17 protein-coding genes are annotated in these 23,779 nt (G+C 60.3%); 5 read left to right on the top strand and 12 right to left on the bottom strand.

Annotated features, from left to right (window positions below; genetic code table 11):
• Positions 1 to 70: 70 nt before the first annotated feature.
• Both AWB65_RS30005 and mgtA read right to left on the bottom strand, forming a co-directional pair.
• Positions 71 to 1,084: a lysylphosphatidylglycerol synthase transmembrane domain-containing protein gene (locus tag AWB65_RS30005; RefSeq protein WP_235007848.1), complete on the bottom strand. Its 1,014-nt coding sequence runs from the start codon at positions 1,082 to 1,084 to the stop codon at positions 71 to 73.
• Between the two features lie 78 nt (positions 1,085 to 1,162).
• Positions 1,163 to 3,832 carry a magnesium-translocating P-type ATPase gene (gene mgtA / locus AWB65_RS30000; protein WP_087670563.1) on the bottom strand — a complete coding sequence of 890 codons (2,670 nt, stop codon included), beginning with the start codon at positions 3,830 to 3,832 and terminating at the stop codon, positions 1,163 to 1,165.
• Positions 3,833 to 4,684: 852 nt separating this feature from the next.
• Here mgtA and AWB65_RS29995 point away from each other — a divergent pair.
• Positions 4,685 to 5,524, top strand: coding sequence for a universal stress protein (locus tag AWB65_RS29995; RefSeq protein WP_087670562.1), 840 nt, complete (start codon positions 4,685 to 4,687; stop codon positions 5,522 to 5,524).
• 516 nt (positions 5,525 to 6,040) lie between these two features.
• Here AWB65_RS29995 and AWB65_RS29990 read toward each other — a convergent pair.
• On the bottom strand, positions 6,041 to 7,156 hold the full coding sequence (locus AWB65_RS29990) for an AI-2E family transporter (RefSeq protein WP_235007847.1): 1,116 nt from the start codon (positions 7,154 to 7,156) through the stop codon (positions 6,041 to 6,043).
• Positions 7,157 to 7,757: 601 nt separating this feature from the next.
• Here AWB65_RS29990 and AWB65_RS29985 point away from each other — a divergent pair.
• Entirely contained in the window at positions 7,758 to 10,418 is a 2,661-nt protein-coding gene (locus AWB65_RS29985) for a cation-translocating P-type ATPase (RefSeq protein ID WP_087670561.1), read from the top strand.
• 39 nt (positions 10,419 to 10,457) lie between these two features.
• Here AWB65_RS29985 and AWB65_RS29980 read toward each other — a convergent pair whose 3' ends face one another.
• From AWB65_RS29980 to ppsA, 7 genes are all read right to left on the bottom strand, one after another.
• On the bottom strand, positions 10,458 to 12,728 hold the full coding sequence (locus tag AWB65_RS29980; RefSeq protein WP_087660582.1) for a glycoside hydrolase family 65 protein: 2,271 nt from the start codon (positions 12,726 to 12,728) through the stop codon (positions 10,458 to 10,460).
• A gap of 14 nt (positions 12,729 to 12,742) precedes the next feature.
• On the bottom strand, positions 12,743 to 13,486 hold the full coding sequence (locus AWB65_RS29975; RefSeq protein ID WP_087670560.1) for an HAD family hydrolase: 744 nt from the start codon (positions 13,484 to 13,486) through the stop codon (positions 12,743 to 12,745).
• 482 nt (positions 13,487 to 13,968) lie between these two features.
• Positions 13,969 to 14,244 carry a PfkB family carbohydrate kinase gene (locus AWB65_RS29970; RefSeq protein ID WP_087670559.1) on the bottom strand — a complete coding sequence of 92 codons (276 nt, stop codon included), beginning with the start codon at positions 14,242 to 14,244 and terminating at the stop codon, positions 13,969 to 13,971.
• A gap of 61 nt (positions 14,245 to 14,305) precedes the next feature.
• Positions 14,306 to 14,602 carry a hypothetical protein gene (locus tag AWB65_RS29965; RefSeq protein WP_087135144.1) on the bottom strand — a complete coding sequence of 99 codons (297 nt, stop codon included), beginning with the start codon at positions 14,600 to 14,602 and terminating at the stop codon, positions 14,306 to 14,308.
• Positions 14,603 to 14,615: 13 nt separating this feature from the next.
• Positions 14,616 to 15,698, bottom strand: a complete 1,083-nt coding sequence (locus tag AWB65_RS29960) for an IS630 family transposase (RefSeq protein WP_087670558.1) — start codon at positions 15,696 to 15,698, stop codon at positions 14,616 to 14,618.
• A gap of 22 nt (positions 15,699 to 15,720) precedes the next feature.
• Positions 15,721 to 16,389 carry a 1-phosphofructokinase family hexose kinase gene (locus tag AWB65_RS29955; protein WP_087670568.1) on the bottom strand — a complete coding sequence of 223 codons (669 nt, stop codon included), beginning with the start codon at positions 16,387 to 16,389 and terminating at the stop codon, positions 15,721 to 15,723.
• Positions 16,390 to 16,583: 194 nt separating this feature from the next.
• Entirely contained in the window at positions 16,584 to 18,998 is a 2,415-nt protein-coding gene (gene ppsA / locus AWB65_RS29950; protein WP_087670557.1) for a phosphoenolpyruvate synthase, read from the bottom strand.
• Between the two features lie 1,522 nt (positions 18,999 to 20,520).
• Here ppsA and AWB65_RS29940 point away from each other — a divergent pair.
• The 3 genes from AWB65_RS29940 (at position 20,521) to AWB65_RS29930 (ending at position 21,778) form a co-directional block, all read left to right on the top strand.
• A complete protein-coding gene (locus tag AWB65_RS29940) occupies positions 20,521 to 20,856 on the top strand; it encodes a c-type cytochrome (protein WP_087642784.1) in 336 nt (111 codons plus the stop codon).
• Positions 20,825 to 21,454 carry a hypothetical protein gene (locus AWB65_RS29935; protein ID WP_235007846.1) on the top strand — a complete coding sequence of 210 codons (630 nt, stop codon included), beginning with the start codon at positions 20,825 to 20,827 and terminating at the stop codon, positions 21,452 to 21,454. The genes AWB65_RS29940 and AWB65_RS29935 overlap by 32 nt, the downstream gene beginning before the upstream one ends.
• A gap of 105 nt (positions 21,455 to 21,559) precedes the next feature.
• Positions 21,560 to 21,778: a hypothetical protein gene (locus tag AWB65_RS29930; RefSeq protein WP_087660876.1), complete on the top strand. Its 219-nt coding sequence runs from the start codon at positions 21,560 to 21,562 to the stop codon at positions 21,776 to 21,778.
• 416 nt (positions 21,779 to 22,194) lie between these two features.
• Here the strand turns inward: AWB65_RS29930 and AWB65_RS29920 are convergent, their stop codons facing one another.
• Together AWB65_RS29920 and AWB65_RS29915 are read right to left on the bottom strand one after the other, a co-directional pair.
• Complete coding sequence (locus AWB65_RS29920; protein ID WP_087660874.1) at positions 22,195 to 22,680, bottom strand: pyridoxamine 5'-phosphate oxidase family protein; 486 nt, start codon at positions 22,678 to 22,680, stop codon at positions 22,195 to 22,197.
• Between the two features lie 143 nt (positions 22,681 to 22,823).
• Positions 22,824 to 23,779, bottom strand: a 956-nt coding sequence (locus AWB65_RS29915; RefSeq protein ID WP_235007845.1) for an FtsH/Yme1/Tma family ATP-dependent metallopeptidase, incomplete at its 5' end; no start/stop codon positions are given.

The following is a 23,779-nucleotide window of genomic DNA, read 5'->3' as shown; positions in this document are numbered from 1 at the left end:
GGGGCACGTATAGGGAGTAGAAAGTGGCCAGACCCCTTTTCACGAAGGTCCGGGATTGACACCCTGGCTCTCAAGGGCGGTGGATCTCGCGTCGGGCGAGCAAGACGCCTGGCAGCATGGGCAGCCACACTGTCAGTCCGCGTAACAGGAGCGTGCCGCTCAAGGCGGCTTCGATCGGAACTCCCAATAGGTGAAGCATGCCTACAGCGGCCGCTTCGAACGTCCCCAAACCAAGCGGAATAGGTCCGATCGTCGCAGCCATCGAGGCTATGGTAAAACTCACGAAAATCGCCCACGGCTCGGGTCCATACCCGATTGCGCGGAACGCGAGCCAAAAGGTCACCGTATCAAACATGAAAATAGCAAGCTGAAGGCCCACAGTCTGCATTACCAACCGCGGGCTGCGCAAAAGGTCGGTGGGCGCGTCGGAAAGAGCCCGCAGCAAAGCGCTCAAGCCGAGCAACCTACTCAGCCATGCAACAGGCTTCTGGTCACCTAGTCGCTTCAGGCCGAGCACAATAGATGGAATCGCGATCATCACAATCGCGAAAATGGTGACACCAATCAGCAGAGGAAGATTGGCGCGATCGTGAAGCCGCAGCATGGTGGCGGCCGCGACTACCACGCTCAGATAGGCGATGTCATAAGAGACTAGCCCTGCCAGCATGGCAGCCATGGCAACCGCCGCAGGCACTCGCCGCCGGATGAGGCCGCTTACGACCAGCATCGTGCCGCTGATCCCACCGCTAGGCAACATTTGGTCCGTAAATACCTTTGCGATGCCCAGCGGGATCAGCGTTCGAAGCGATCGTGGGTGTCCGGCGCGACGCAGGGCTTGCCGCCAGACCAGGGCCGCGCTGACGTAAGTACCACCCTGGACAACGATCGCCAGGAGTAGCCATGTGGGTCGCGCTGAGCGTGCAAGTTCGACGATTCGTTCGAGGGAGCCGAAATGTAAGACTACAAAAACTAGGGTTAATAGGCCCGTTAGCCCGACTGCCCAGAGAACCAGCGAGCGCGTCAGGGACGTCTTGCCGTGGAGCGCGGGGGCAATCTCGAGAAACTCGGTATCAGGGTGTTCCATGCACGCACCACCGAGCCGGGAAACCTGGTCGGCATCGCCGTTCGTCGTCGGACGGGGCTGCATTGGAGGAGCGGTCATCTAGTTCAGCCCGAACCGGTGGGCGAACCATGTCTTCATAACATGCGTCAGGAGCGCATAGCTTGCGAGGATAAGCAGAAGACCCATCCAGTATGATGCAGGCAGGGGAACAAACCCTAAAAAGGCGCCAAGCGGAGTAAATGGCATAGCAACGCCGACGGCGGCGATGATGCAACTCGTCGCGATCAGCGCAGCACTTGCCCGGCTCTCGAAGAACGGCACTTTGGCCGTGCGGATGATGTGGATAATAAGCGTCTGCGTCAGCAGCGATTCGACGAACCAGCCGGTCTGAAACAGTGCGGGTTTGTCCCATGCCTTGAAGAAATGAAGCATCATGAAATAAGTGGCGTAATCGAATATCGAGCTGATTGGCCCAATCACCAGCACGAATTTCATGAGGTTGCCGATGTCCCATCGCCGCGGCACCGCAAGATACTCCGGGTCGACGTTATCTGTCGGGATTGTCGTTTGCGAGAAGTCATAGAGCAGGTTGTTGGTCAAAACCTGGATCGGTGCCATGGGCAGGAATGGCAGGATGGCGCTGGCGCCGAGCACACTGAACATGTTGCCGAAATTCGAACTCGCGCCCATCTTTATATACTTTGTGATGTTGCCGAACACCTTTCGGCCCTCGCGCACTCCGTCGCCGAGCACCGAGAGGCTTTTCTCGAGCAGGATGATGTCGGCCGACTCCTTGGCGATGTCCACGGCGCTGTCAACGGACACGCCCACGTCCGCCGCCTTGAGCGCCGGCCCATCGTTGATGCCATCACCCAGGAAGCCGACGACATGCCCTTTTTCATGCAGTGCGTCGATGATTGCGGCCTTCTGCAAAGGCGATACCTTGGCAAAAACGGAAGCGATCTCCGCCAGGTCCTGGAGTTGCGCCGCCGATAACGATTCGAGTTCCTTGCCGAGAACGACGCGGTCCACAAGAATGCCGACCTCATGGCAAATCTTACGTGTGACAATGTCGTTGTCCCCGGTAAGGATCTTTATCTGCACGCCGCTCGCCCTCAGGGCAGAAATCGCAGCCGCACAGGTTTCCTTGGGAGGGTCAAGAAATGCGATGTAGCCGAGCAGAGTCAGGTCGCACTCGTCGGCAACGCCATACGCGGCCTGTTCCGGCGGCATCGCCTTATAGGCGACCGCAACGACCCGGAAGCCATCTGCGTTGAGCCTGGCCGTGGTTTCCTTCGCTTCGGCGAAGTGGCTTTCATCGAGCAAGCCTTCCTCGCCGCCGACGGCATATCGCGTGCAGACCGAAAAAATCTCCTCGACCGCTCCCTTACAGATCAGGATGTGTGCACCGTCACCGCGCGCGAGCACAACCGACATCCGACGGCGCTCGAAGTCGAACGGCATCTCGTCGATTTTCTTGTATTGCTCATGAACCTTGAGTTGCTCTTCGAGCTCGACGTGCTTGAGCACGGCAACATCGAGCAAGTTCTTGAGGCCGGACTGATAGAGGCTGTTCAGATAGGCATATTCAAGAACCTTATCTGATTCGTCGCCGTGCACATCGAGGTGGCGCTTGAGGATGATGCGATCTTGCGTCAGCGTCCCGGTCTTATCGGTACAAAGGACGTCCATCGCACCGAAGTTCTGGATGGCGTTGAGACGCTTGACGATCACCTTCTTGCGCGACATTGCAATCGCGCCCTTCGCCAGATTGACCGTCACGATCATCGGAAGCATCTCCGGCGTAAGCCCAACTGCGACGGCTACGGCGAAGAGCAAGGCCTCGAACCAGTCGCCCTTCGTCAGTCCGTTGATTGTAAAGACAAGGGGAACCATGACCAGAATCAGGCCGATCATCATCCAGGTGATTCGCGTGATGCCCTTGTCAAAACTCGTCAGAACGCGTTGCGCAGCGATCATGCCCGCGACGTGGCCGAACGCCGTTCGTGACCCGGTGAGCACCACGACACCACAGCCGATCCCGCTCAGAACTGCGCTGCCCGTGAAGCAAATATTCGGCAAGTCGAACTGCGTATCGGCGGCGCCGGGACTGGCGTGCGCGAATTTTTCGATCGGCATGGCCTCGCCCGTCAGGGTCGACTGATTCATGAACAGGTCTTTTGCAGAAATCAGCCGCAAGTCGGCCGGAACCATGTCGCCGGCCGACAGCAGCACGATATCGCCTGGAACCACCTGCTCGATCGGCACTTCGATATGGTCTTGTACGTCACCCTGACCGCACCGGCGCACCGTGGCAGTCGTCAGCACCATCCGGCGCAGCGCATCGGCTGCCTTGTTCGAGCGGTGCTCCTGAAGAAAGCCCAGCGCAATGCTCAACACAACCATTATGACAATCAGGCTCGACGCGTGCCGATCGCCGAGGAAGTAGCTGGCCGCGGCAAGCGACAGTAAGAGCAGGTTCAATGGATTGATCGATCGATTGAGGAGTTCGCCGACGATCGTGTGACGTTCCGCCCGCGCAACCTCGTTGCGGCCGACGGCGCGCAAGCGCTGCTCTGCCTCGCCGTCAGCAAGACCTTCTGGCGCGCTGTGCAGCCGTTGCAACACATCCGCGGGCTCCAGACGCGCATACTCGACCAGAATTTCGCTGCTCGCGGCAGACGACCTGACGGCCGGTTGCGATTCGTGCTTGCGGCCGAAAATTGTAGTCACGGCACTGAGTCTGTACCTGGAGTCAAGAAGAGGCATCGTACTGTCGGTTACCAGTAGTGTCGTTGGAAGGATCCGCCGGCTGCGAGCGAATCAGCGCGAAGGCGAGCGCTTCTGCAGGGCGGACGGCGGCAGGCCAGTCGGATCGCGCCGCGACGTTCACAGGGTCGCGGAGATTGCGCGGTTCGCCATTGATGTATGTCAACGCGGGAGCACTGAGGCGGATGGCCGCTTTGAACCGGCAGGTTTAGCTCGATCCCGCTGTCGTTGTACGGCGCGGCCGACGGGGTCTCTTCCCACGTCACCGTCCGGGTGGCGATCCGTCTCCTGGACCCGGATACACCGCCGACATACACGATCTGTCCAATATCGGAAAACGGGGTCAAGATCGCCCGCCAAGCCCTCGGTTAGGTCTGGCGCCCTCATGCAGTTCGGTGGAGCAACGCGCCGATCAAACCGAACTGCCTCGCAATCGAATACAGTCTTTCGCGCCATTCGCAGACCCCGAAGACGTCATGCACGTTTTGAAGACAGCTATCTGGCCGCGATAACGCGGATGGTTGCTCACAACTGTCAAAACGAGGAATGCTCCCGGCAACGCAAGAAGGACAAGAAAAACGAGTCGCTTAAACATGCAGTGCTCCTCAGAGGGGCTGAATCAAGATGTAGTCAGCTTAGGTGCGAAGCGAGGACGCGCGATTGATATGGGTCAATTGATTCCGATCACCGCCGGCTTCCACCCAACCGAGGGATCGATCACCGTAAATGCCATCGTGAGACGTATGGCATCGGATCGGCCCTCCGTTCCGTACCGTTTGATCTGGGTCAGGCCAGAGCTACGGATGCGTCCTAGACTTGAAATGTTTGGCCAATCCGACGGGAAATCCAGCAATGAGCTACAAAACTATCGTCGTGCAACTGGACACAAGTAAGCGCACCGCTGCGCGGATCGACTGCGCCCTGCATCTTGCGAGGCATTTCGGCGCGCATCTGACTGGTGTCTACTCGGACTTCACGCTGGATCCTAGATTTTATTATGAACGGTCGGGTGCGGAGCGATATTGCACATCGTTTGAACAAACCTGCATCGACCGTCGGGCGAGGGTCGAGAACATGTTTCGGTCCAGGCTTGCCCAGACGAAGGTGGCGGGTAATTGGGTCGCCAAGGAGGGGTACGCGCCCATTTCGCTTTCGCGCTATTCGCGCTGCGCGGACTTGACTATCACCGGTCAACACGACCCGGACGACCCCGAGGCTTATCTTGCCGATCGCTATCCAGAGCAATTGGTGCTATCCGCCGGCAGACCAGTGTTGGTTGTCCCGCACACCGGCGCGATGAATCCCGTTGGCGCTAAGGTCCTTGTGGCCTGGGATGATAGCCGCGAAGCGACGAGAGCAGTTCATGATGCGCTGCCGTTTTTGCAGCTCGCAAAGCGAACCGTCATGATTACGATAGTCGGCGAGGCCGATAAGCGTCGAGGCCCTCGCGCTCGCGGTTTGGACCTCGTCGCAGCGCTCGCAAGGCAGGGTGCGCGAGTCGAGCATAGCGAGATTAATGTAAAAGACGGTGCGCGGACCGGTGAAACCCTGTTGTCGTTTGGATCCGAATTCGGTGCGAATCTAATCGTCATGGGCGCCTACGGTCATTCGCGGTGGCATGAATTGATACTGGGCGGTGCCACCCGGACGGTGCTGGAGGCCACGCAGGTTCCAGTGCTAATGTCCAATTAGTTTGGAGATCGAGGCGCGTCGGGATCGTACACGCAATATCCGATCTATTACTGCAAACGACCTCGTCACGCCAATACAGCTACCTCATGCGAGGCATATCGACCGGCGACTGATCGCCGGAATCTTCTGTTCGGCGCCGGCGGGGGGCTGGTGAGCTTCTGTCCGGGTGCGGCGCTCGCGTCGACGCTGGCAGCGGCCAGCCTAAAGGCATGACTTATGTCCTGCCGATGCTGATCGGTATGTGAATCTTCAGCGTCCCCGAGCGACGGCACCTCAACCGAAGCTGAGCCCGAAGACGCAAATAGAATTCTGAGTGCGTTCGTCAAGGCTCGAATCCCTGGACCGCGCACCGGGTCGGCCACAGAGTTCTGCGAGCCGATCGCGGCTCCGCAAGAGGCCGCCGCCGCGCTATGGCGTTTGAGCCTTGCCCTTGCAAGGCTCGCAGACCTGCGGCCACGACGTCTTTTCGTGGCCGCCAGCTTCCGCTGAGCGGCACCGCCTCGACAGCGCGACGGTTCATTCCAGCGGGACGCCCGGCGGGCAGCGAGTTGCAGTACGTGTACTCGCCTGCTCCTCCTGCCATTCACGCCATAGTGCCATAAGCACAGCCAATATGACGGGACCCAGGAAGAGTCCTATGAGACCAAAGGCCGCAAGGCCGCCCAGAACGCCGAACATCACAAGGAGAAACGGAATTCGGGCGGCGCTGCTGATCACAAGCGGCCGAATCAGGTTGTCCACCCAACTTACGACGAGTGCTCCCCAAAGCAACAGCCCGACCCCGGCAACGGTATCGCCGGTAAGCAGGAGCCACCCGCCGATCGATCCCCAGACAAACGGCGTGCCAAATGGTATCAAGGCGATCAGCGCGGTGAACGCCGCCAGCAGGAGCGGTGCCTGCACCCCTGCGGCCCAGTAACCCAATCCCGCGAGCGCGCCTTGTACGAGGGCCGTCAGCACGAGGCCGTACACGACCGATCGGGTCATGCCGCCGACCGCCACGAGATAGGTTTCCAGCCGCTCACCAAGGAAAGGCCATAGCGCCCGGCGCCCCTGATTCACTATGCTTTCGCCGTCACGGTACAGAAAGAACAGCGTTACAAGGGCGAAGCCCAGCTTCGCGGCATTGCGTCCGACGCCCCCAACGAACTGGCCGACTTCATCCATCCATTGCTCGGCCCACTGCGTCAGTTGCGCGCGCACGGCTGCGGGATCGCCCGTCGTCTGGTTCATGAGTTCCTGCAGCGATTCCCCAAGCCAGGGGATTCTCGCCACCCATTCAGGCAGTTGGTGGGGGCCGTTTGCAAAGTAGTTGGCTATGCTCTGGTAGGCGGCGGTTAGTTCGGTAGTCAGCGGTACGATCAACGAGAGCATCGGAAACACCAAGGCGCACGTCAGCAGCAGAGTCATCAGCAGCGCACTGGCGGCGGCATTGCCTCGCAACAACAACCGCAGCCTCAAATACGCCGGCCATGTCACGAAAGCGACGATGGCGGCCCACGCAACAGGAATAAAAGACAAATGCAACACTGCATATCCGAGAGCAGCTAGGCCGCCCCATAGCAGCAGGAGGACGATCCGCTTTACCGATGGCATCGAATGATTTTCATCCCTCGGATTCATTTTGTTCATCCAGGATATTTGCACAATCCCGCGAAACGCGGCTTGCCGGAGCGGCTTCTTACGACTCCCCTTTGTTAATTTATACCCGGCGCTGCGACGCAGCACTCGCCCATATCGAATATTGCATCGAGTGCGGAGGCCATGGCCGCCGCAATAGTAGCTTGATTAAACCTGCGCGAGACTCCCCGATCACATGGAGCTAAGATACCGGAAATACGGTTGCAACCGAGTGCCCGCCGCTGGGATGGGTCAAAAGTACGCGGCACGCAGCGCAAGCCTCTTGAGACCGGACTAAGTCCGGCCTGGTTCCGCGTCGCAATTTTCTACCAGCCGACATCGCAGGGGCTGCTTTGATCTACGTCAACGCATCGGTTCAAACGTCTCTGATACTGAATCAGATTGAAAGGGATGAAGCACGAGTACACGACGGCAGGAACGGATGAGGTACACGGCAATGGACCAGAAAGGTAGCGCTCTCGATTGACCGACGCGCCACAAGCCGTGGCTCTCAATACAGAAAATTAAATGCCAGACCATACTTTGGGCACTGCCGGGCGACAGCGCACGCCCAGGGCGTGTTCCGCCGTGAATTCGAGGCGCCTCATCGATCATGCTGGCTCACGACGACTCCTTTAATCCTGCTGATGCCTCGATGCACTGGCATACGTTAAGTACCGCGCGTACTGTCCAGCAGCTTGCCTCGGACCTTGAGCGCGGCCTGTCGTGCGACGAGGCGTGTCGGCGCCTGGCCAGAGACGGGCGGAACGACATTCAGGAACAGCGGTCACGAAGTGTCTTAAACATGGTGGTCTCTCAGTTCCGGGACTTCATGATCATCGTTCTAATCCTCGCAGCGGTCGTCTCGGGCATCATTGGTGATGCTACGGACACGCTTGTGATTATCGCGATCGTCCTGCTGAATGGTGTAGTCGGGTTCATTCAGGATTTTCGAGCTGAGCGAGCCATGGCGTCGCTACGGCAGCTCGCGGCCCTCAAGGCAATTGTCGTGCGTGCAGGCGAAAGGCAGACCATCTCGGCCTCGGAGATCGTTCAAGGCGACATCGTGCTGGTAGAGACGGGCAGCGCCATACCCGCCGACCTCCGCCTGGTTGAAGCGCCCCGACTCAAGGTCAGTGAGGCCGTGCTGACCGGCGAACCGGTGCCAAGTGAAAAGACCACCTCTGCCCTTGCCGATCCCACATTGCCTTTGGCCGACCGGACGAATATGGCCTTCCGAGGAACGGTCGTCACCTACGGCCGCGCACGCGGCATCGCGGTCGCGACCGGCATGGCAACTGAACTCGGCAAGATCGCGAGCATGCTTGAGGCGGTCCCGGTCACGCAGACTCCCCTGCAGAAGCGTCTCGCCGGGTTCGGACGGCGGCTGGCAATGGCTGTGCTGGCCATCTGCGCGACCATTTTCGGCGTCGGGGTGGTGCGCGGCGAGCCAGCCTTGCTCATGCTGCTCACCGCGCTGAGCCTCGCGGTCGCGGCCATTCCGGAGGCGTTGCCCGCTGTGGTCACCGTGATGCTTGCACTAGGTGCGCGCAACATGGCCCGTCGACACGCCTTGGTGCGCCGCCTCCCGGCAGTCGAGACGCTCGGTTCGGTTAGCTGGATCTGCACCGACAAAACGGGCACGCTCACTCTGAACGACATGCGTGCTGAGGAAGTTTTCGTGAGAGGCGAGCGGCTTGCCGCATCGGCGATCGATATGAGCAAGGCCGCTGTGCGGCAATTGATCGAAGCTGTAGCGCTTTGCAACGACGTTGACGGCGGCGATGACAACACCATCGCTGGCGACCCCACCGAACTCGCTCTGTGGCGCATGGCGTCCGATAGGGGGTTCGACAAACGCAGCCTCGAGCGAACCGCTCCACGCATCTCGGAATTCCCATTCGACTCCGATCGTAAGCGCATGACGACATTGCATCGCAGCGACAACGCTTTCATCGCTTATACGAAGGGCGCGCCCGAAACGGTGCTTGAGCGTTGTAACACTGTCATGACCGACGAAAACGCCATCCCCGCCGAGCAGGCGCGCCTGCTCGGCGTAGCCGAAGCAATGGCGAATACAGGCCTTCGCGTGCTCGCCATCGCATGTCGCACGTGGGACCGCTTGCCTGGAGAGAAGGATAAGGCGGAAGAGGTGGAGCAGGGTCTGACACTGCTTGGCTTCGTAGGACTTCAGGACCCGCCTCGCCCAGAGGCGAAGGATGCGGTCGAGACCTGCAGGTCAGCGGGAATCACGCCCGTAATGATTACCGGCGATCATCCGGTCACCGCGCGCGCGATTGCCGGTGCACTTGATATCCTACGCGACGGGGATGAGGTCATGGGTGGCCGGGAACTCAGCCAACTCTCCGATAGTGCACTCGCCGAGCGTATCAAGCATACGCGCGTCTATGCGCGCGTCGACCCGGCGCAAAAAATCCGAATTGTCGAGGCTATCCAAGCCGACGGCCAGTTCGTCGCGATGACCGGCGACGGTGTGAACGACGCGCCGGCGCTTGCCCGCGCCGATATTGGCATCGCCATGGGACGCAAAGGCACCGACGTCGCACGCGAGGCATCGAGTCTCGTACTACTCGACGACAACTTCGCCACGATTGTCACCGCTGTCGAAGAGGGACGGCGAATTTACGAGAACATTCGTAAATTCGTACGTTACGCGTTGACGTGCAATTCAGCTGAAATATGGACCATCTTTCTCGCGCCCTTCCTCGGTTTGCCGATCCCGCTTCTCCCGATTCACATCCTGTGGATCAACCTTGTAACAGATGGCCTACCGGGCCTTGCGCTTGCGGTCGAGCCGGCGGAGAAAGGACTGATGCGCCGGCCGCCACGGCCGCCCGATGAAAGCCTTTTCGCACACGGCATCTGGCAGCACGTCCTGTGGGTAGGACTGTCGATGGCGGCTATCTCACTTTTTACCCAAGCATATGCCATCCATCAGTCATCTGCGCACTGGCAGACGATGACCTTTACCGTCCTGACCCTGTCTCAGATGGGCCACGTGCTCGCCAGCCGATCAGAACATATGTCTCTGTTCGAACAAGGCCTACTTTCAAACCGTCCCTTGCTTGCCGCGGTCCTGCTCACCCTCTTCTTACAACTGATGACGATATATGTGCCAGCCTTGAACCCGATCTTCAAAACCGCGCCGCTCAATGTCGTAGAATTAACTGCCTGTCTTCTTCTCTCCGGCATAGTCTTCATTCTCGTCGAGATCGAAAAACTGTTCAGGCGTCGCGGTCTCGTCTACCGATGAAACAATCGCGGCGCCCGCTCGCGGAGCCGGGACCGGACATTAACCGTTCGACAGGACGGGAGTCTCTGTACACGTCAGCCCCAACTCTTTGCCACGTACGATGAGTTTCATCGGCTCCCCCGCTTCCAGAGTCGCCTCGACGCTGTCCACTGCCTGTGCGATCCTGATCCTGAGACGGCGCTTGCGCCACTCGAGCGTGATTGCAAGGCTTTGCCATGCCGCTGGCAGCTTTGGGTCCAACGACAGGTAGTCACCGTGAAGCGACAGACCCGCGAAGCCGAACACCGCGATCAGCCATAGCCCACCTAGTCCCGCGATGTGCACGCCACCCTCGATAGCCGCGTGGCTGTCGGCTAGATCGATGGCAGACGTTTCTCGGAAAAAATCCAACGCGGCTTCGGTGTCACCGAGCCTTGCCGCGACGATTCCATGCACGGCACGGCTGAGCGAGCTTCCGTGGCCGCACCGCGGCGCGTAGTAGCCGAAATTCGTCACGCCCGAATCGCCGGGAAACTCATCCGGCAGCAACGCCAAAAGCGCCACGACATCGGCCTGCTTGACGACTTGGGATCGTTGCGTGCGCTCTCGGCCAAGCACGACGTCGATGGGCACCGAACGGCCAGCATAGTCGGCAAGATTGATTTCTTCGAGGGAAAAATAGCCTGCAAATTCCTCGAAGAGTCCGGTCTCCGGATCAAAACCAGTCGTTATCGTCGTGGCGACACTGCGCCAGTGTTCCAGTTCATCATCGTGCAGGCACAGGCGACCTGACAGATTGCTCCAGCGGGCGGGCCAGCGCGCGCGCAGCAATGCGGCCACGTCAAGCGCACGCCGGATGTTCCAGCGTGCCATGACATTGGTGAAGGCATTGTCGTCGATCGACTCGTGGTATTCGTCGGGGCCGATAACACCTCGGATGTGGCACCGGCCGGCCGCCTCTGGCTGTGCGCGGCTTGACCAGAAACGGGCAGTTTCAAGCAAAATCTCGGCACCCACATCGCACAGAAAGACATCATCCCCGGTTCCCTGCCAGTATTGCCAGACCGCATAGGCGACGTCCGCGCTAATGTGTTGCTCCTGCTGGCCGCACTTGACTTCAACGACCTTGCGATCGGGGCCGATCGCGTGCGAGGGTGTCGTCTCGTCGCCGTTGTCAGCCGACTCCCATGCGTAAAGGGCGCCTCGCCAGCCCATCCTGGCCGCTTTTGCTCGGGCGCCATCCAGCGTGTGAAACCGATACATGAGCAGGGCCCTCGCCGCCTCGGGCCAGGTGAGGATATAAAACGGCAGCAGATAGATTTCGGTATCCCAAAACACATGTCCGCGATAGTCGTCGCCGGTCAATGCTCGCGCCGCGATGGAGACGCGCTCGTCATCAGGATTGGCTGCGCCATTCAGGTGGTAGAGAGCGAAGCGCAACGCCTGCTGAGCGCCGGCATCGCCTTCAACTACGACTTCGCTGCGGCGCCAGCGGCTTGCCCAGGCAGCCTCATGCGCGGCCACGACCCCAGACCAGCCGAGTTCCTGTGCGATGCCGAGCGCGTGTCGTGCGTCGCCGGCCGGGCCGGCGTCTGTGGTATCGCTCCGCGTCACCGACACCAGACGTTCCAGGCAGCCGATTTGGCCTTGGCGCGACCTCCAGGTCCATGACCAGTGAAACGGGCTGCACAGGGTTGCTGGAACGTCACGGCCGTCGATCCGGAGTGACAACGCAGCAGCTATCGCGAGACGTCTATTGGAAGATATCGCATGCCATACGCCGAGATCCTGCTCGACGCGCTCTGGTAAAAGGCCGTTGTCCAGCCGTTCAAAGGATGCTTCAAGCGTGACGTCGACTCCGCCCTCTTCAATCTCCAACTGGATGAGTTGCAATGCTATTGCGCGTTGGCTGAGAGAGGCGAGGTGCAGAGTTTGAAGGCGAACACCGATGGCCGAGGCATTCAACCAACGACTTTCCGTGAGCAGAGCGCCACGCCGCATGTCCAGAATACGCTGCTGCGAAGACCCATCACCGGGCCGGTGCACCAGCGGCTTTCCTTGAAGCATAATCCGGACGTGAGTCCAATCTGGCGTCGCGACCAGTACCGGTATGCCCTGCGCTTCGTCGGGTGTATCGAACAGCCCGGCAACCAAGGTGCGCGACTTTGCGACCCATCGCCCGCCATGGTGTATCGCGTGAGTCCCGCGCACGCCGAGAAAGCCGTTGCTGATTGCGAAGCGCGCCCCTCGGCTATTTTCACGTAGCGGATCGTGCCCGATCTCCCGGACCGTCCAATCGGGATCGGAAGTCGGGATCAACGCCCGGTCCATGGTCCCCGGCCTGATCACGGCAGCCGCCGGCGGAGGTGCCCGCGTACTAGTTCATTGATGTCAATCTGATCGAGGCTGGTCACCACCAGATGAGCCCCAGCTGCAAGCAGCATCTCCGAGTCGTCAAGCCGCGCGACGCCAAGCGCCGCCATGCCGCCAGCGCGGGCGGCCTCGATACCGGCTGGAGCATCCTCCACCACAAGGCAATTTGCAGGTGCGGCGGACAATTCCGCGGCCGCAAGCAGGTAGATTTCCGGGTTTGGCTTGCCGTGCCGCAGTTCGCGCCCGCACACATTGGCATTGAACACGTCGAGGAGGCTGTGATCGTCGTCGAGGCGGATGCGCCGCATCATGTCATTGGCGTTCTTCGACGATGACGCGGCGGCGATCGGCCAGCCGAGCCCCCTCACCGCATGGACGAACCGCAGCGCGTCGGGGAACGTGTTCACGGCTCCTTCGTCGATCAGCGCCTCGAGACGCCTCTGCTTGCGCATTGCATAGGCTGCGGCATGTTGCTCCGCATCGGAGACTCCTAATGCAAGCAGAGCAGCAAGTGCCCCGTCGAGCCGCGGTCTGCCTGCTACATGGCTCTGGTAAACGCTAGTCGTGAAGCGTGCTCCCTCGGCAAGACCACCGAGCGCTTCCCGCCAGGCGCGTTCGTGCGGCGAAGCGAGCAGGACGCCATCGACGTCGAAGATGCCAACGCACAGGCGATGGGGGTCGTTGGCTTCTGATCCGGGGACGTTGCGATTACTCATATCGGCGCAACGGTCGCACGCCGCTGGAAGCCTCCGGGCCCTGCATCGGCAGCATTCATAGCGTTGATCGATCGGAGGGCGCTGTATCGAACCAATCGCATATCGGAACTCCAGAAAGCCGCCCCAATCGCACAATTGCACTGACAGGCCTCGCGCTCGGCGATGTCCGACATGCTATCACGCACGCCGGCGCTTAAATCACATCGCGAACGGAGTAGCCGAGGCATCAGACAGCGGAAACCGCTGCAACGATCGCTCAGGCAACAGGTGCCATATCCGCCCAAAACACAATGCGGATGCTGCCGGCGGTTCCTCTCGCTCGAGTACCTCACCAGCCGGATAGGTGTGGGATCGCGGGCCTTTACGTTACCTGGATCGTGTCGCTTTCAGGCGTGGACATGATTCGTTTGTTGGCGGCTTGGGGCACCCCGGTCATGCAATCTTTGACGTCTCGACTTCATAGAACGGAGCCCGGCAACGCCTCATTCATGTGCGACTTCACGATATAGCCGTTCGACGTCGACCGGGTCACAAAGCGCGGTCCCGATACTGAGAAGTGTGGCGGAGGCTGCTGTCAGTCCATAGCGAAACGCTTGTTCGAGACTGGCATTGCGGTTCATCGCCCAAACCATGCCCGCGAGGAAACTGTCGCCCGCCCCTATCGCGCTGGAAACCTGCATTTGCAACCCCGGCGCCCGCAAAGTCCGATCGGCAGTCACGAGTAACGCGCCCTGCTCACCCAGTGTGAGCGCCACCATCTGTGCGCGCCCGTCGCGGACTAGTACAACATCACCTAAATAGCTTTAATAATTAGGCACGTTAATTATCGGGTTGCAAATACGGCTCCAGGAGCGTGACGACCAGCTGTGCCATCTTGTCGAGCGACCCGGCGCCTGGCAGAGGTTCCCAACGTCCACTATGGCTGCGAAAGGCCGCGCCATAACGATTACGGCCAAGCTCGGTCAGCCTCGCCACCACGGTCGGGTCCTCATCGTCCAGACGTTTGATCAGCAGGTGACGTCCGTAGGCTTGCGTGACGATCTGCTCATGGCCGAGCAGGCCGCGCAGTTGACGCTGCAGTTCGGCAGCGTAATGTTTGGTGGGTAAAGCTGGCATGTCGGTTCCTCGATTACGATGCGCCGCTTTGCAGTGGATAGCCCCGGAAGCTCCATTTGAACGGGCGTGCCACCTGATTGTGCTCGCGGATGAACTGCTCGGTGCGCTCGCGCAGATGCTCGGTACTGGTGTGGCTCGCATGGCGCAACACTCGGCGCGTGTAGCGGGCAAACCAGAGTTCGATCTGATTGACCCAGCTTGCGTGCAACGGCGTGAAGTGGAAGTGAAAGCGCTTGCCGTGCCGCACGTTGAACGCATGCCAGACGGCCTGGGCGCGATGTGTGTTCAGATTGTCCCAGACAACGTGCACCTGTTTGTCCGGGTACGCGATTGCCACGCGATCCATGAAGGCGACCAGATCGTCCTGGGTACGCCGCTCGCGGCATTCTGCCAGTACCTGTCCGGTATGCACATCGAGCGCGGCAATCAGCGCCTGGGTGCCGTGACGAACATATTCAAACTCACGACGGCGCAGCCGTCCGGGCGCGGGCGCGCGTCCCGGGTGCTTGCGCTCAATGGCCTGAATGCCAGTCTTCTCGTCGATACTGAGCACCACCGCGTTTCTGGGGGCCTTGCGGTACAGTTTGCAAATCCCGTTGACCTTCTCGCGAAAGGCCGGGTCCGGACTGTGTAGCCATTGCCGGACCCGGTGCGGACGCACGTCGCCGGCCTGCAGAATGCGCTGCACATGGCTGCGGCCGATCTGTTCGACGACGCCGCGCTCCACGGCGCGCGCCGCAATCTCGTCGAGCGACGGGGTGACCCGTCCCTCAGGTTCCTGCGTTTCACACGCCAGCGCAATCAACTGCAGCCGCACTTCATGCGTGATGCGTCGCGGACGGCCACTGCGCTCGCCTTCGCGAATGCCTTGGGCACCTTGCTGGGCAATGCGCTTGCGCCACAGGCAGACCGTTTGCACCGAGACACCCAGTTCCCGCGCAATCACCGTATTGGAGTGGCCCTCGTGGGCCCACAACGCGATGCGCGCCCGCATCACATCTCGCTGCGCCGCCGTCTTCCGCTCGACCAGCGCTAGCAGTTCCTGTCTTTCTTTGTTCGCCAGCTTCACTGGCGTTGCATGGCGGCCTCGGCTCATCCCGTCATGATAATCGAGGCGGTTACTTATTCAACCTATTTACGGGATGTTGTACTAGCCCCTGTGCGGCGTCATGCCATTCGTCTTCGCTGACCAGCGCGCGGCCGCTAAGCCCGGGCAACTCATTGAGGCTTGGCTTGACGAGGTAGACGCCGGCGTCGAGGGCTGCCGCGAGCGCCGGGCCCGCCGTGTCCAGAACCACACGAGTACCGTGCAGTTGTGCCGAGCGGGTGAGTTGCGCGTACACATCGATTGCTACGCCGGGGGGCAAACTGCCGCTCATCACCAGATAGCGCGGTGGCGCGTGCAGCGCATCGAGGTGATCGATGCAGGACTGCCACTCCGGTTGTGTCACAGTCGGACCCGGGAGCACGAAGCGGAATTCGCGCCCGGTTGAAGTCTCTCGAACGGAGAAGTTCTCACGCGTCTCCTCTGCAATCTCGATGCACGCGCTCGCCACAAACTCCGCCTCCAGCAGTTGGCGCAGTGTGTGACCGAGGGGTCCGCCAGCAAGATAGACGGCGACGCAGTCGCCGCCCAGGCGTTGCACGACACGTGCTACATTGACCCCGCCGCCGCCGGGATCTCGGCGCGCCGCACTGCATCTAAGCTTGCGCGTATCGAGTACCCGCTCGACTGAGGTCGCCACATCCACTGCTGGATTGAGCGTGACCGTTACAATATCTGTCATCGTTGTCTCCGCCTCGGACGGGTACATGGCCGTACCCCATCTGCGTCGCCGAAATGGGCGACGTCACCTCAGTGATCTTCGAAAATCCTTCTTCGCGACGCCGTCACGGCAACGTGTATCGTGCTGGCCCTTACCCGGCTGTCCCACGGTACTGGATGCACTGATTGGCGTTCGCGCGGCGCCCTCGATTGACCTCAGGCACGGTCCGCCTTGCCGCCCATCGTCGCTGCCTGCTCGGCTACCGCGACCCGTCGCTTGACCGCGATGAAACTGTCCGGACTCACCGACATGGAATCGATGCCGCACTCAACAAGGAATTCGGCAAATTCTGGATGGTCGCTTGGCGCCTGACCGCACAAGCCGACCTTCGCACCGTCCTTATGCGCCTGCTCAATGACGCTTTGAATCATCCATTTAACCGCGTCGTCCTGTTCGTCGAACAGTTCGGCCAAATCTGCCGAGTCGCGATCCACACCGAGGGTTAGCTGGGTCAGGTCATTGCTGCCGATCGAAAAGCCATCGAAGCGTTGCGCGAAGGCCTTCGCCAGAATCACGTTCGACGGAATCTCGCACATGACGTAGATTTCAAGGCCCGACTCGCCCCGCCGGATACCATTTTCGGCCATCACCTCGAGCACCCGGTCGGCTTCCTTCGTCGAACGGCAGAACGGAATCATGACAATCACGTTCCTGAAACCCATCTCGTCGCGCAGGCGACGAATCGCCCGGCATTCGAGCGCAAAACCTTCGCGATACCGCGGCGAGTAATACCGTGAGGCGCCGCGGAAGCCAAGCATGGGGTTTTCCTCCTTCGGCTCAAATTCGGCCCCGCCGATCAGGTTCGCGTACTCGTTGGTCTTGAAGTCACTCATGCGCACAATGACTGGATGTGGAAATTGCACAGCAGCGATGCGCCCCAATCCTCGCGCTAGCCGATCTACGAAGTACTCGGTCCGGTCGCCGTAACCTGCCGTCAACTCCGCAATGGTCCGTTTCGCCTCCGCGTCCTTGAGAGCTTCGTAGCGGACGAGGGCCATCGGATGGATTTTGATATGGTTACTGACCACAAATTCCATCCGAGCCAGTCCGACGCCGTCGGCTGGGATCCGCCACCAGCGAAATGCTGCAGCCGGATTGGCAAGAGTCAACATGAGCTTGACGTGCGTCGCCGGGATACTCTCGAAATCGATCTCCTCGACTTCGTAGTCGGCGGTGCCTTCATAGACGAATCCGTCGCGGCCTTCCGCACAGGACACGGTCACCTCCTGCTCGTCGTGCAATATGTGAGTCGCATTGCCTGCTCCCACGATGGCCGGAAGGCCGAGTTCGCGACTCACAATGGCCGCGTGCGACGTACGCCCCCCGGAGTCGGTGACAATGGCAGAGGCACGTCTCATCACGGGCAACCAGTCCGGATCGGTCGTCCGAGTCACAAGAATGCCGCCGTCGACGAAGCGCGCCATTTCACGCGGACTGTCAATGACACAGACCGTGCCAGTTGCTACCGCTTCGCCGATGCTCACGCCGGAAACGAGCTTGCGGCCCGCCTTCTTGATGCGATAGGTCTTCACCGCACTGGCTTCGCGTCTCGACTGGACAGTCTCAGGCCGAGCCTGAACGATGAACATTTCATTGGTCTCGCCGTCTTTCGCCCATTCGATGTCCATCGGCTGGCCATAATGTTCCTCTATCACACACGCCCAACGCGACAACGCAAGGATTTCCTCGTCGCTCAAGACAAGAGCTGCGCGCTCCGCCTTCGACGTCGGAACATTCTTCGTTGGTCGCGCAATGTCCCTCGTGTAGATCAGCTTGCGGTCCTTCTCGCCTCGCTTCTTCCCGATAATCGGCGAGAATGACGCGTCCGAAAGAAGCGGCTTGAACACTTCATACTCGTCAGGATCAACAGAACCCTGGACCACGTTTTCGCCCAGCCCCCAAGCGGCGTTGATGAGTACCACCTTGTCGAAACCGGTCTCTGTATCTATTGAAAACATTACACCCGCACCGCTCAGGTCCGACCGCACCATGCGTTGCACACCCACCGACAGCGCGACTTTGAGATGATCGAAGCCCTTTACCTGCCGATAGCTGATCGCTCGGTCGGTAAAGAGCGACGCGTAGCACCGGCGGCAGGCATCGAGCAAAGCACGCTCGCCCCTGATGTTGAGATAGGTCTCCTGTTGTCCGGCGAAGCTCGCGTCGGGCAGGTCTTCGGCCGTCGCGCTTGATCGAACTGCGACATCGACGTCCGCCTTCCCGGTCCGGCGGTTCAATTCATCGTACGCGAGCCGAATCGACTGAGCCGTCTCCTCCGGCCATTCGCCCCGAAGGATCGCGCGACGAATGGCTTCGCCGGCTTCGGCCAGAGACCGCCGACCATCCCCAAGTTCTTTAAGCACCGAGGACATCGTGTCGCGCAATTCATTTGCGTCGAGGAAACGCCAATACGCGCCGGCCGTGACGGCAAACCCAGGCGGAACCTTCACGCCCCTGGCGCCGAGGTTGGCGACCATCTCGCCCAACGAGGCGTTCTTTCCACCGACAAGCGCGACGTCCGTGCGCCGAAGGTCCTCGAACCATACAAGCTGCGATGTGTCGTTGGTCATGTGTGGCTCCTTCGCCAGTCAAATAGGGATTCGCAAGGCTGTCGATTGTCGCGTTTCTCGTCGCAAGCACTTCCGAGGAGGACTGTCGGCGGCTGGTTAACGTCCGCTAGTCATTTCGCCGGCCCGGCTGAACGGGCCACGACGATTAGAGGTTGCGTCCGGCAACGATCAAATTCTGATTTCTTCGTTCGATGCTGGTCATGCTCCACTAATTGTATTTTTGGGACCATGTAGGCTCGTCATACATACCCTCACGAGCCGGTCCCGTCGGGATCGCTCAAATGCTGATATAGCCTTGGAACGTCCAGGGAAGCTTTAATTGAGACGGGGAAGTAGCAGTCTCCTTACTGTCAATGCTCGAGCCAGCAAACCCCGGACTGCCCTCCGCCGAAAAAATTGGCGTGAACGCCAACGTATCGTTAATCCTGATCAGAAAATCTGAGTTGAAGCGCGACGGCGGATAGATTGAAACGTCAGTGAAGAATTGCGAGACATACTCATCAGGGGCTGCCCCGAACGCAAACGTCTTTACCGGTTCAACCGCGTCGTAGTGGGCGGGCAGCTCATATTGGCGATCCCCCTGTTTGACGACTAGTGCGGGAACGTAGACAAGGTTGCACTCCCGTATGAGACAGGTGGTACGCCGGTCGAGCGATCGGCCCGTCGGGCCCGAGCGCGAGCGGTGGGTGAGCCCATAGAGCAAGGTTCAAGGGACTCGTTCGTTGCGCGAAGTACTCTGCCATCCAGTTCATTCCAACCTCCACTAAACCTAAGATGTGCAACATGCCGAGCGGCCGATCGTGAACAACCGAACCGCATCCCATTCCATCGCCATCACCTCGACGGAAGTCACACGCATCCAGACATTCCGTTCGTTCCCGATGCTGGATCATGTGGCATACGGCCGCTCGGAAAACGGTCGGCATCCTAGCGGGAGCGCACCCCCTTTGCTATCGCGTCGGCCGCCTTCATTCGCAAAGCGTGTTCGCTCCACCCTTGTAAGGCTATGCACTAAACTTTTTGGCATGTTGACTTGAGTCAATCCGAGGGCGGTACCCCGGGTCTGGCTCCCTGATACAGCGGGAAGACGCTCCTATCGGCACGCGACGCCGCACTCGTGCGCGTCCATGCCGGCGTACGTATCGGGTTTCTCTCGCACCAGCAGCCGATCGAAAGGCCTCGTCGAAATCAATTCGGTCACGGCGAGGCGCTCGAAGCCCCCTCGGAACGTCCTCGCAGTTCGGAACCAACGATTCCCTGACTGCAGGTTGCTTCGAGCAAGGTGTTCGAGGAGCTGTGCGCCACCTGTAAATGGCAGCCTTGACACCTGCGTCGATGCTCGGTCTCATGGCGGTGGGCCAACCTTTGACGGTCTACCTCAAGCGTCGCGCATCAGACGATTTCGAATTTGTTCTTCTTGACGGCTCCGACACTTGACCTGAATCAAGGGAGCAGACCTGTGCGCGACCACACAATGCCGAGAACGTGGCTTTCTTGGAGTGTCATCGTGAATCGCCCAAACATGAGGCATCTGCTCCACGTGCTTGGCATCGTTACAACGCTGCTCGGTGGAGTTGGCTGCGCGTTCGCCGAGGGCGAACCCACGGCTCTCTTAGACCGGTATCGCTGCATGTTTTGCCACACCGTCGATACCCCGTTTCGCGCCCCCTCCTTTCGAGAGATCGCCGCGCACTACCACCGCGTGCCCGATGCCAGCGCCATGCTCGAAGGCAAGCTGCGACTGGGAGGCCGGGCGCACTGGGGAGACATGGCGATGCCGTCGGCCGCGGGACGCGGCGCCGGTGCACTCTCGCGCGAAGACGCACATGTTCTCGTTCAGTGGGTACTTCGCCAGTGAGAAAAGGCTCGCGAGCCCGTGGACTGATGCAAGCATGCGAACGCCGACCGCGTCCAAACAGCGGGTCGACAATCGCGTATCCACGGCTAATTGCGATGGAATGGCGACCCTCGGCGCCATGTGGACATCAGGACATTTTCGGAGCAAGCGTTATATGACTCAGGCTCAGATTCGTATGTTTGTCAGCGTGTTGGCTGCGCTCACGACCCTAACCTATAGCTTGAGCGCGAGACCCGCGATGCCGGAACAGGAAGGCGCCGACCGGAACGTGGCCGACGTATCGGCGCTCAATCTTCCGAACGATCAGACTTCTTCCGACGGCGTTACGACGCCCGCGCAGGGACAACCCGTGGCGCAGGTTCCCACCGACCCCTTCGTGCAACGGCGCAATGCGAACGCCCGGGCGAACGCCGAATATCGCGCATCGAAGAAAGCCTCCAAACAGCAGATGGAGGCTGTCGTCGACGATGCGAAGGCCCTCTACGAAGAAGAAGTCGCCAACGCGAAGATCAACCGCAAGGCCGACAGGAACGCTGCCATGAACGAGTTGAAGGCGTCCGAACCCGAGCGCCCGAAGGACACCGAAGTGCGGCACTGACGCTCGCGTGGCCGTTTGCCACCATCGAAGAGGGCAAACACAGGGGCGTCGATAACGGACTGGCATCGTTATCGATGCCCGCTCATCCAGCATGGAGAAATTTCGATGCGTTTCGACTATAAGTCTTGCACTATCGATGCCACGACACGGGAGGCCGGCGGCACGTTTTTCCCGACCGCAGCCCTTTGTCGATTGCGGGCCGAAGGAGAAGCATTGAGCGAGGATCGTAAGAATTTGTCCGGGGGCGTCGCATCGTTCCGTACGTCCGACGAGGCCGTGGTCTTTGCGCTTAACTGGGCGATCGGGTGGATCGACGATGTCTGACGCACGAACCGGTCATACCCATCGCGCTCTCTGGCGTGCGGGGCATACTGCGCGATGGAACCTGGCTGCCGCGTCGCGGCAAGGTGGTTGTGACCCTGCTCGAACCGGTTCAACCCACGGGTGTCAACTTCGGCGCGATGCTGCGGCTTCGCGACAACGTGCGGCGCGCGATTGCGAGACACTGCGGGGAGCCGCTGCTGACAGGCGATGCGGTACAGGGAAGCTCATTATTGGGCTAGCGCCAGACGGCTCGGCAGCACGGCGGCTTGCGCGGGCTTCGACCAGGGTCGGCCGGTGCTCGCGACCCCTCGCCCGAGCCGATCCCCGGCTCTTTCGTGACGATGCGGAACTGTGGCTCGCTGCGTGGATCAGTGCGTCGACGTTCCGCTCGGCTTTCTATTTCATGGCGGATTGAATCAGGCCGATGCTGGCGTATCGAAATCGGTTGCACTTATCTCGACCAGCTCGCTGTGACCAAACCCCTGCGTGTAGTCAATGACACTGACGAAGCGAGGCACGAGTTCGACGAAAACAATCTGCCCCGGATCCGACGGCGGCGACATATCCGATGCGCTCGGAAAGCGTGCGAGCAAGCGATTCATCGCGCGGACGCTGTCAGGGGAGTCATCAGCCAGCACACGGGCGGTCGCGGCCATTGAGAGGCCTCTGATCTGGCTCCAGTCGTCGTAGGGCAAATTGATCGTCAGCGACACCTTGCTGCAGCATTGGATATTTCTTATCTTGCTGCTGGTGCGTGCTGTGCCGAAGTACAGGATCAATCCGTCGTTTGCGTAATTGACGGTGTTCGCCTGCGGGTATCCATCTTCCCGTAGCGTCGCGAGCGACAGGTGACGCCCGCTTTCGACGATCTGGATCGTGGCTTGCTTCAACCGGATGTCCATCGCAATATCCTCTTTGCCGTAGTTCGTAGCGTCGCGTACCCGTCAGATGAGGCTCGGGTCGACCATCCGCGCAAATGCCAGCGACGCCCGTCGACTACATCCTTTCGTTTGCGTCAAAAAAAGGTCCGGGAGCTACCGCCTGCCTAGGCCAACCTCATTGCTGCTGGAGGCGCGCTCTTCGCCGTGACGCTCGACGCATCCGTTTCCGTCTCATCTATCAATTGCTGCAACGTCGCATGATCGAGCACCTCCCGTTCGAGCAGGAGCGAGGCGATCCGGTCCAATAACGCTCGTTTCTCATGCAGCGTACGCTCCACGCGAGCGTGCGCTTCGTCGAGCAGGCGCCGCACTTCCTCATCGATCGTCCGCGCGGTGCTCTCGCTGTAGCGCTCCTGCGGCGCCGCGAAACGCAGGTAGCCGGCGCGCGCAGCGTCGTCGCGGAACGTGGCGAGCCCGAGTTGCGGGCTCATCCCGCATCGCATGATCATGTGTCGAGCCAATGCGCTCGCCTGGTCCAGGTCATTCGCCGCTCCGGTCGATATGTCGTTGAAAACGATTTCCTCTGCAACGCGCCCGCCAAGACACGCATCGAGCCGGTCGAGCAACTCGCTTTCGCGCAGAACGTAGCGGTCTTCGGTCGGTACCTGCTGCGTATAGCCGAGCGCGGCGACGCCGCGCGGAATGATCGACACCTTCTTGACCGGATCGCAATGCGCCCGGCTTTGCGCGACAAGCGCGTGCCCCGCCTCGTGATAGGCGATCGTGATCTTCTCCTGCTCATTCATTACGCGGCTCTTGCGTTCCATGCCGGCCATCGCGCGGTCAATCGCCTCGTCGAAGTCCGCCATTTCGACGGCTGCCTTGTTCAGTTCGGCCGCATGCAACGTGGCCTCGTTCACAACATTGGCGAGATCGGCCCCGGCAAAGCCGGGTGTGCGCGAGGCAAGTTCGGTCAAGTCGACATCCGTCGCAAGCTTCACGTGCTTCACGTGGACTTGGAGAATCTGGCGCCTGCCCGTTAAGGCTGTGCTGAAGAAGCGGGGGTTTTCACGGGATCGTCGTTGCTGATTCCACGATGCGAGAATGGCGACGCGCTCGC

The organism is Caballeronia humi, from assembly GCF_001544475.1.
Taxonomy (GTDB): domain Bacteria; phylum Pseudomonadota; class Gammaproteobacteria; order Burkholderiales; family Burkholderiaceae; genus Caballeronia; species Caballeronia humi.
Note: the sequence above shows the minus strand (reverse complement) of the source record. Positions and strands in the feature narration are given on the sequence as shown.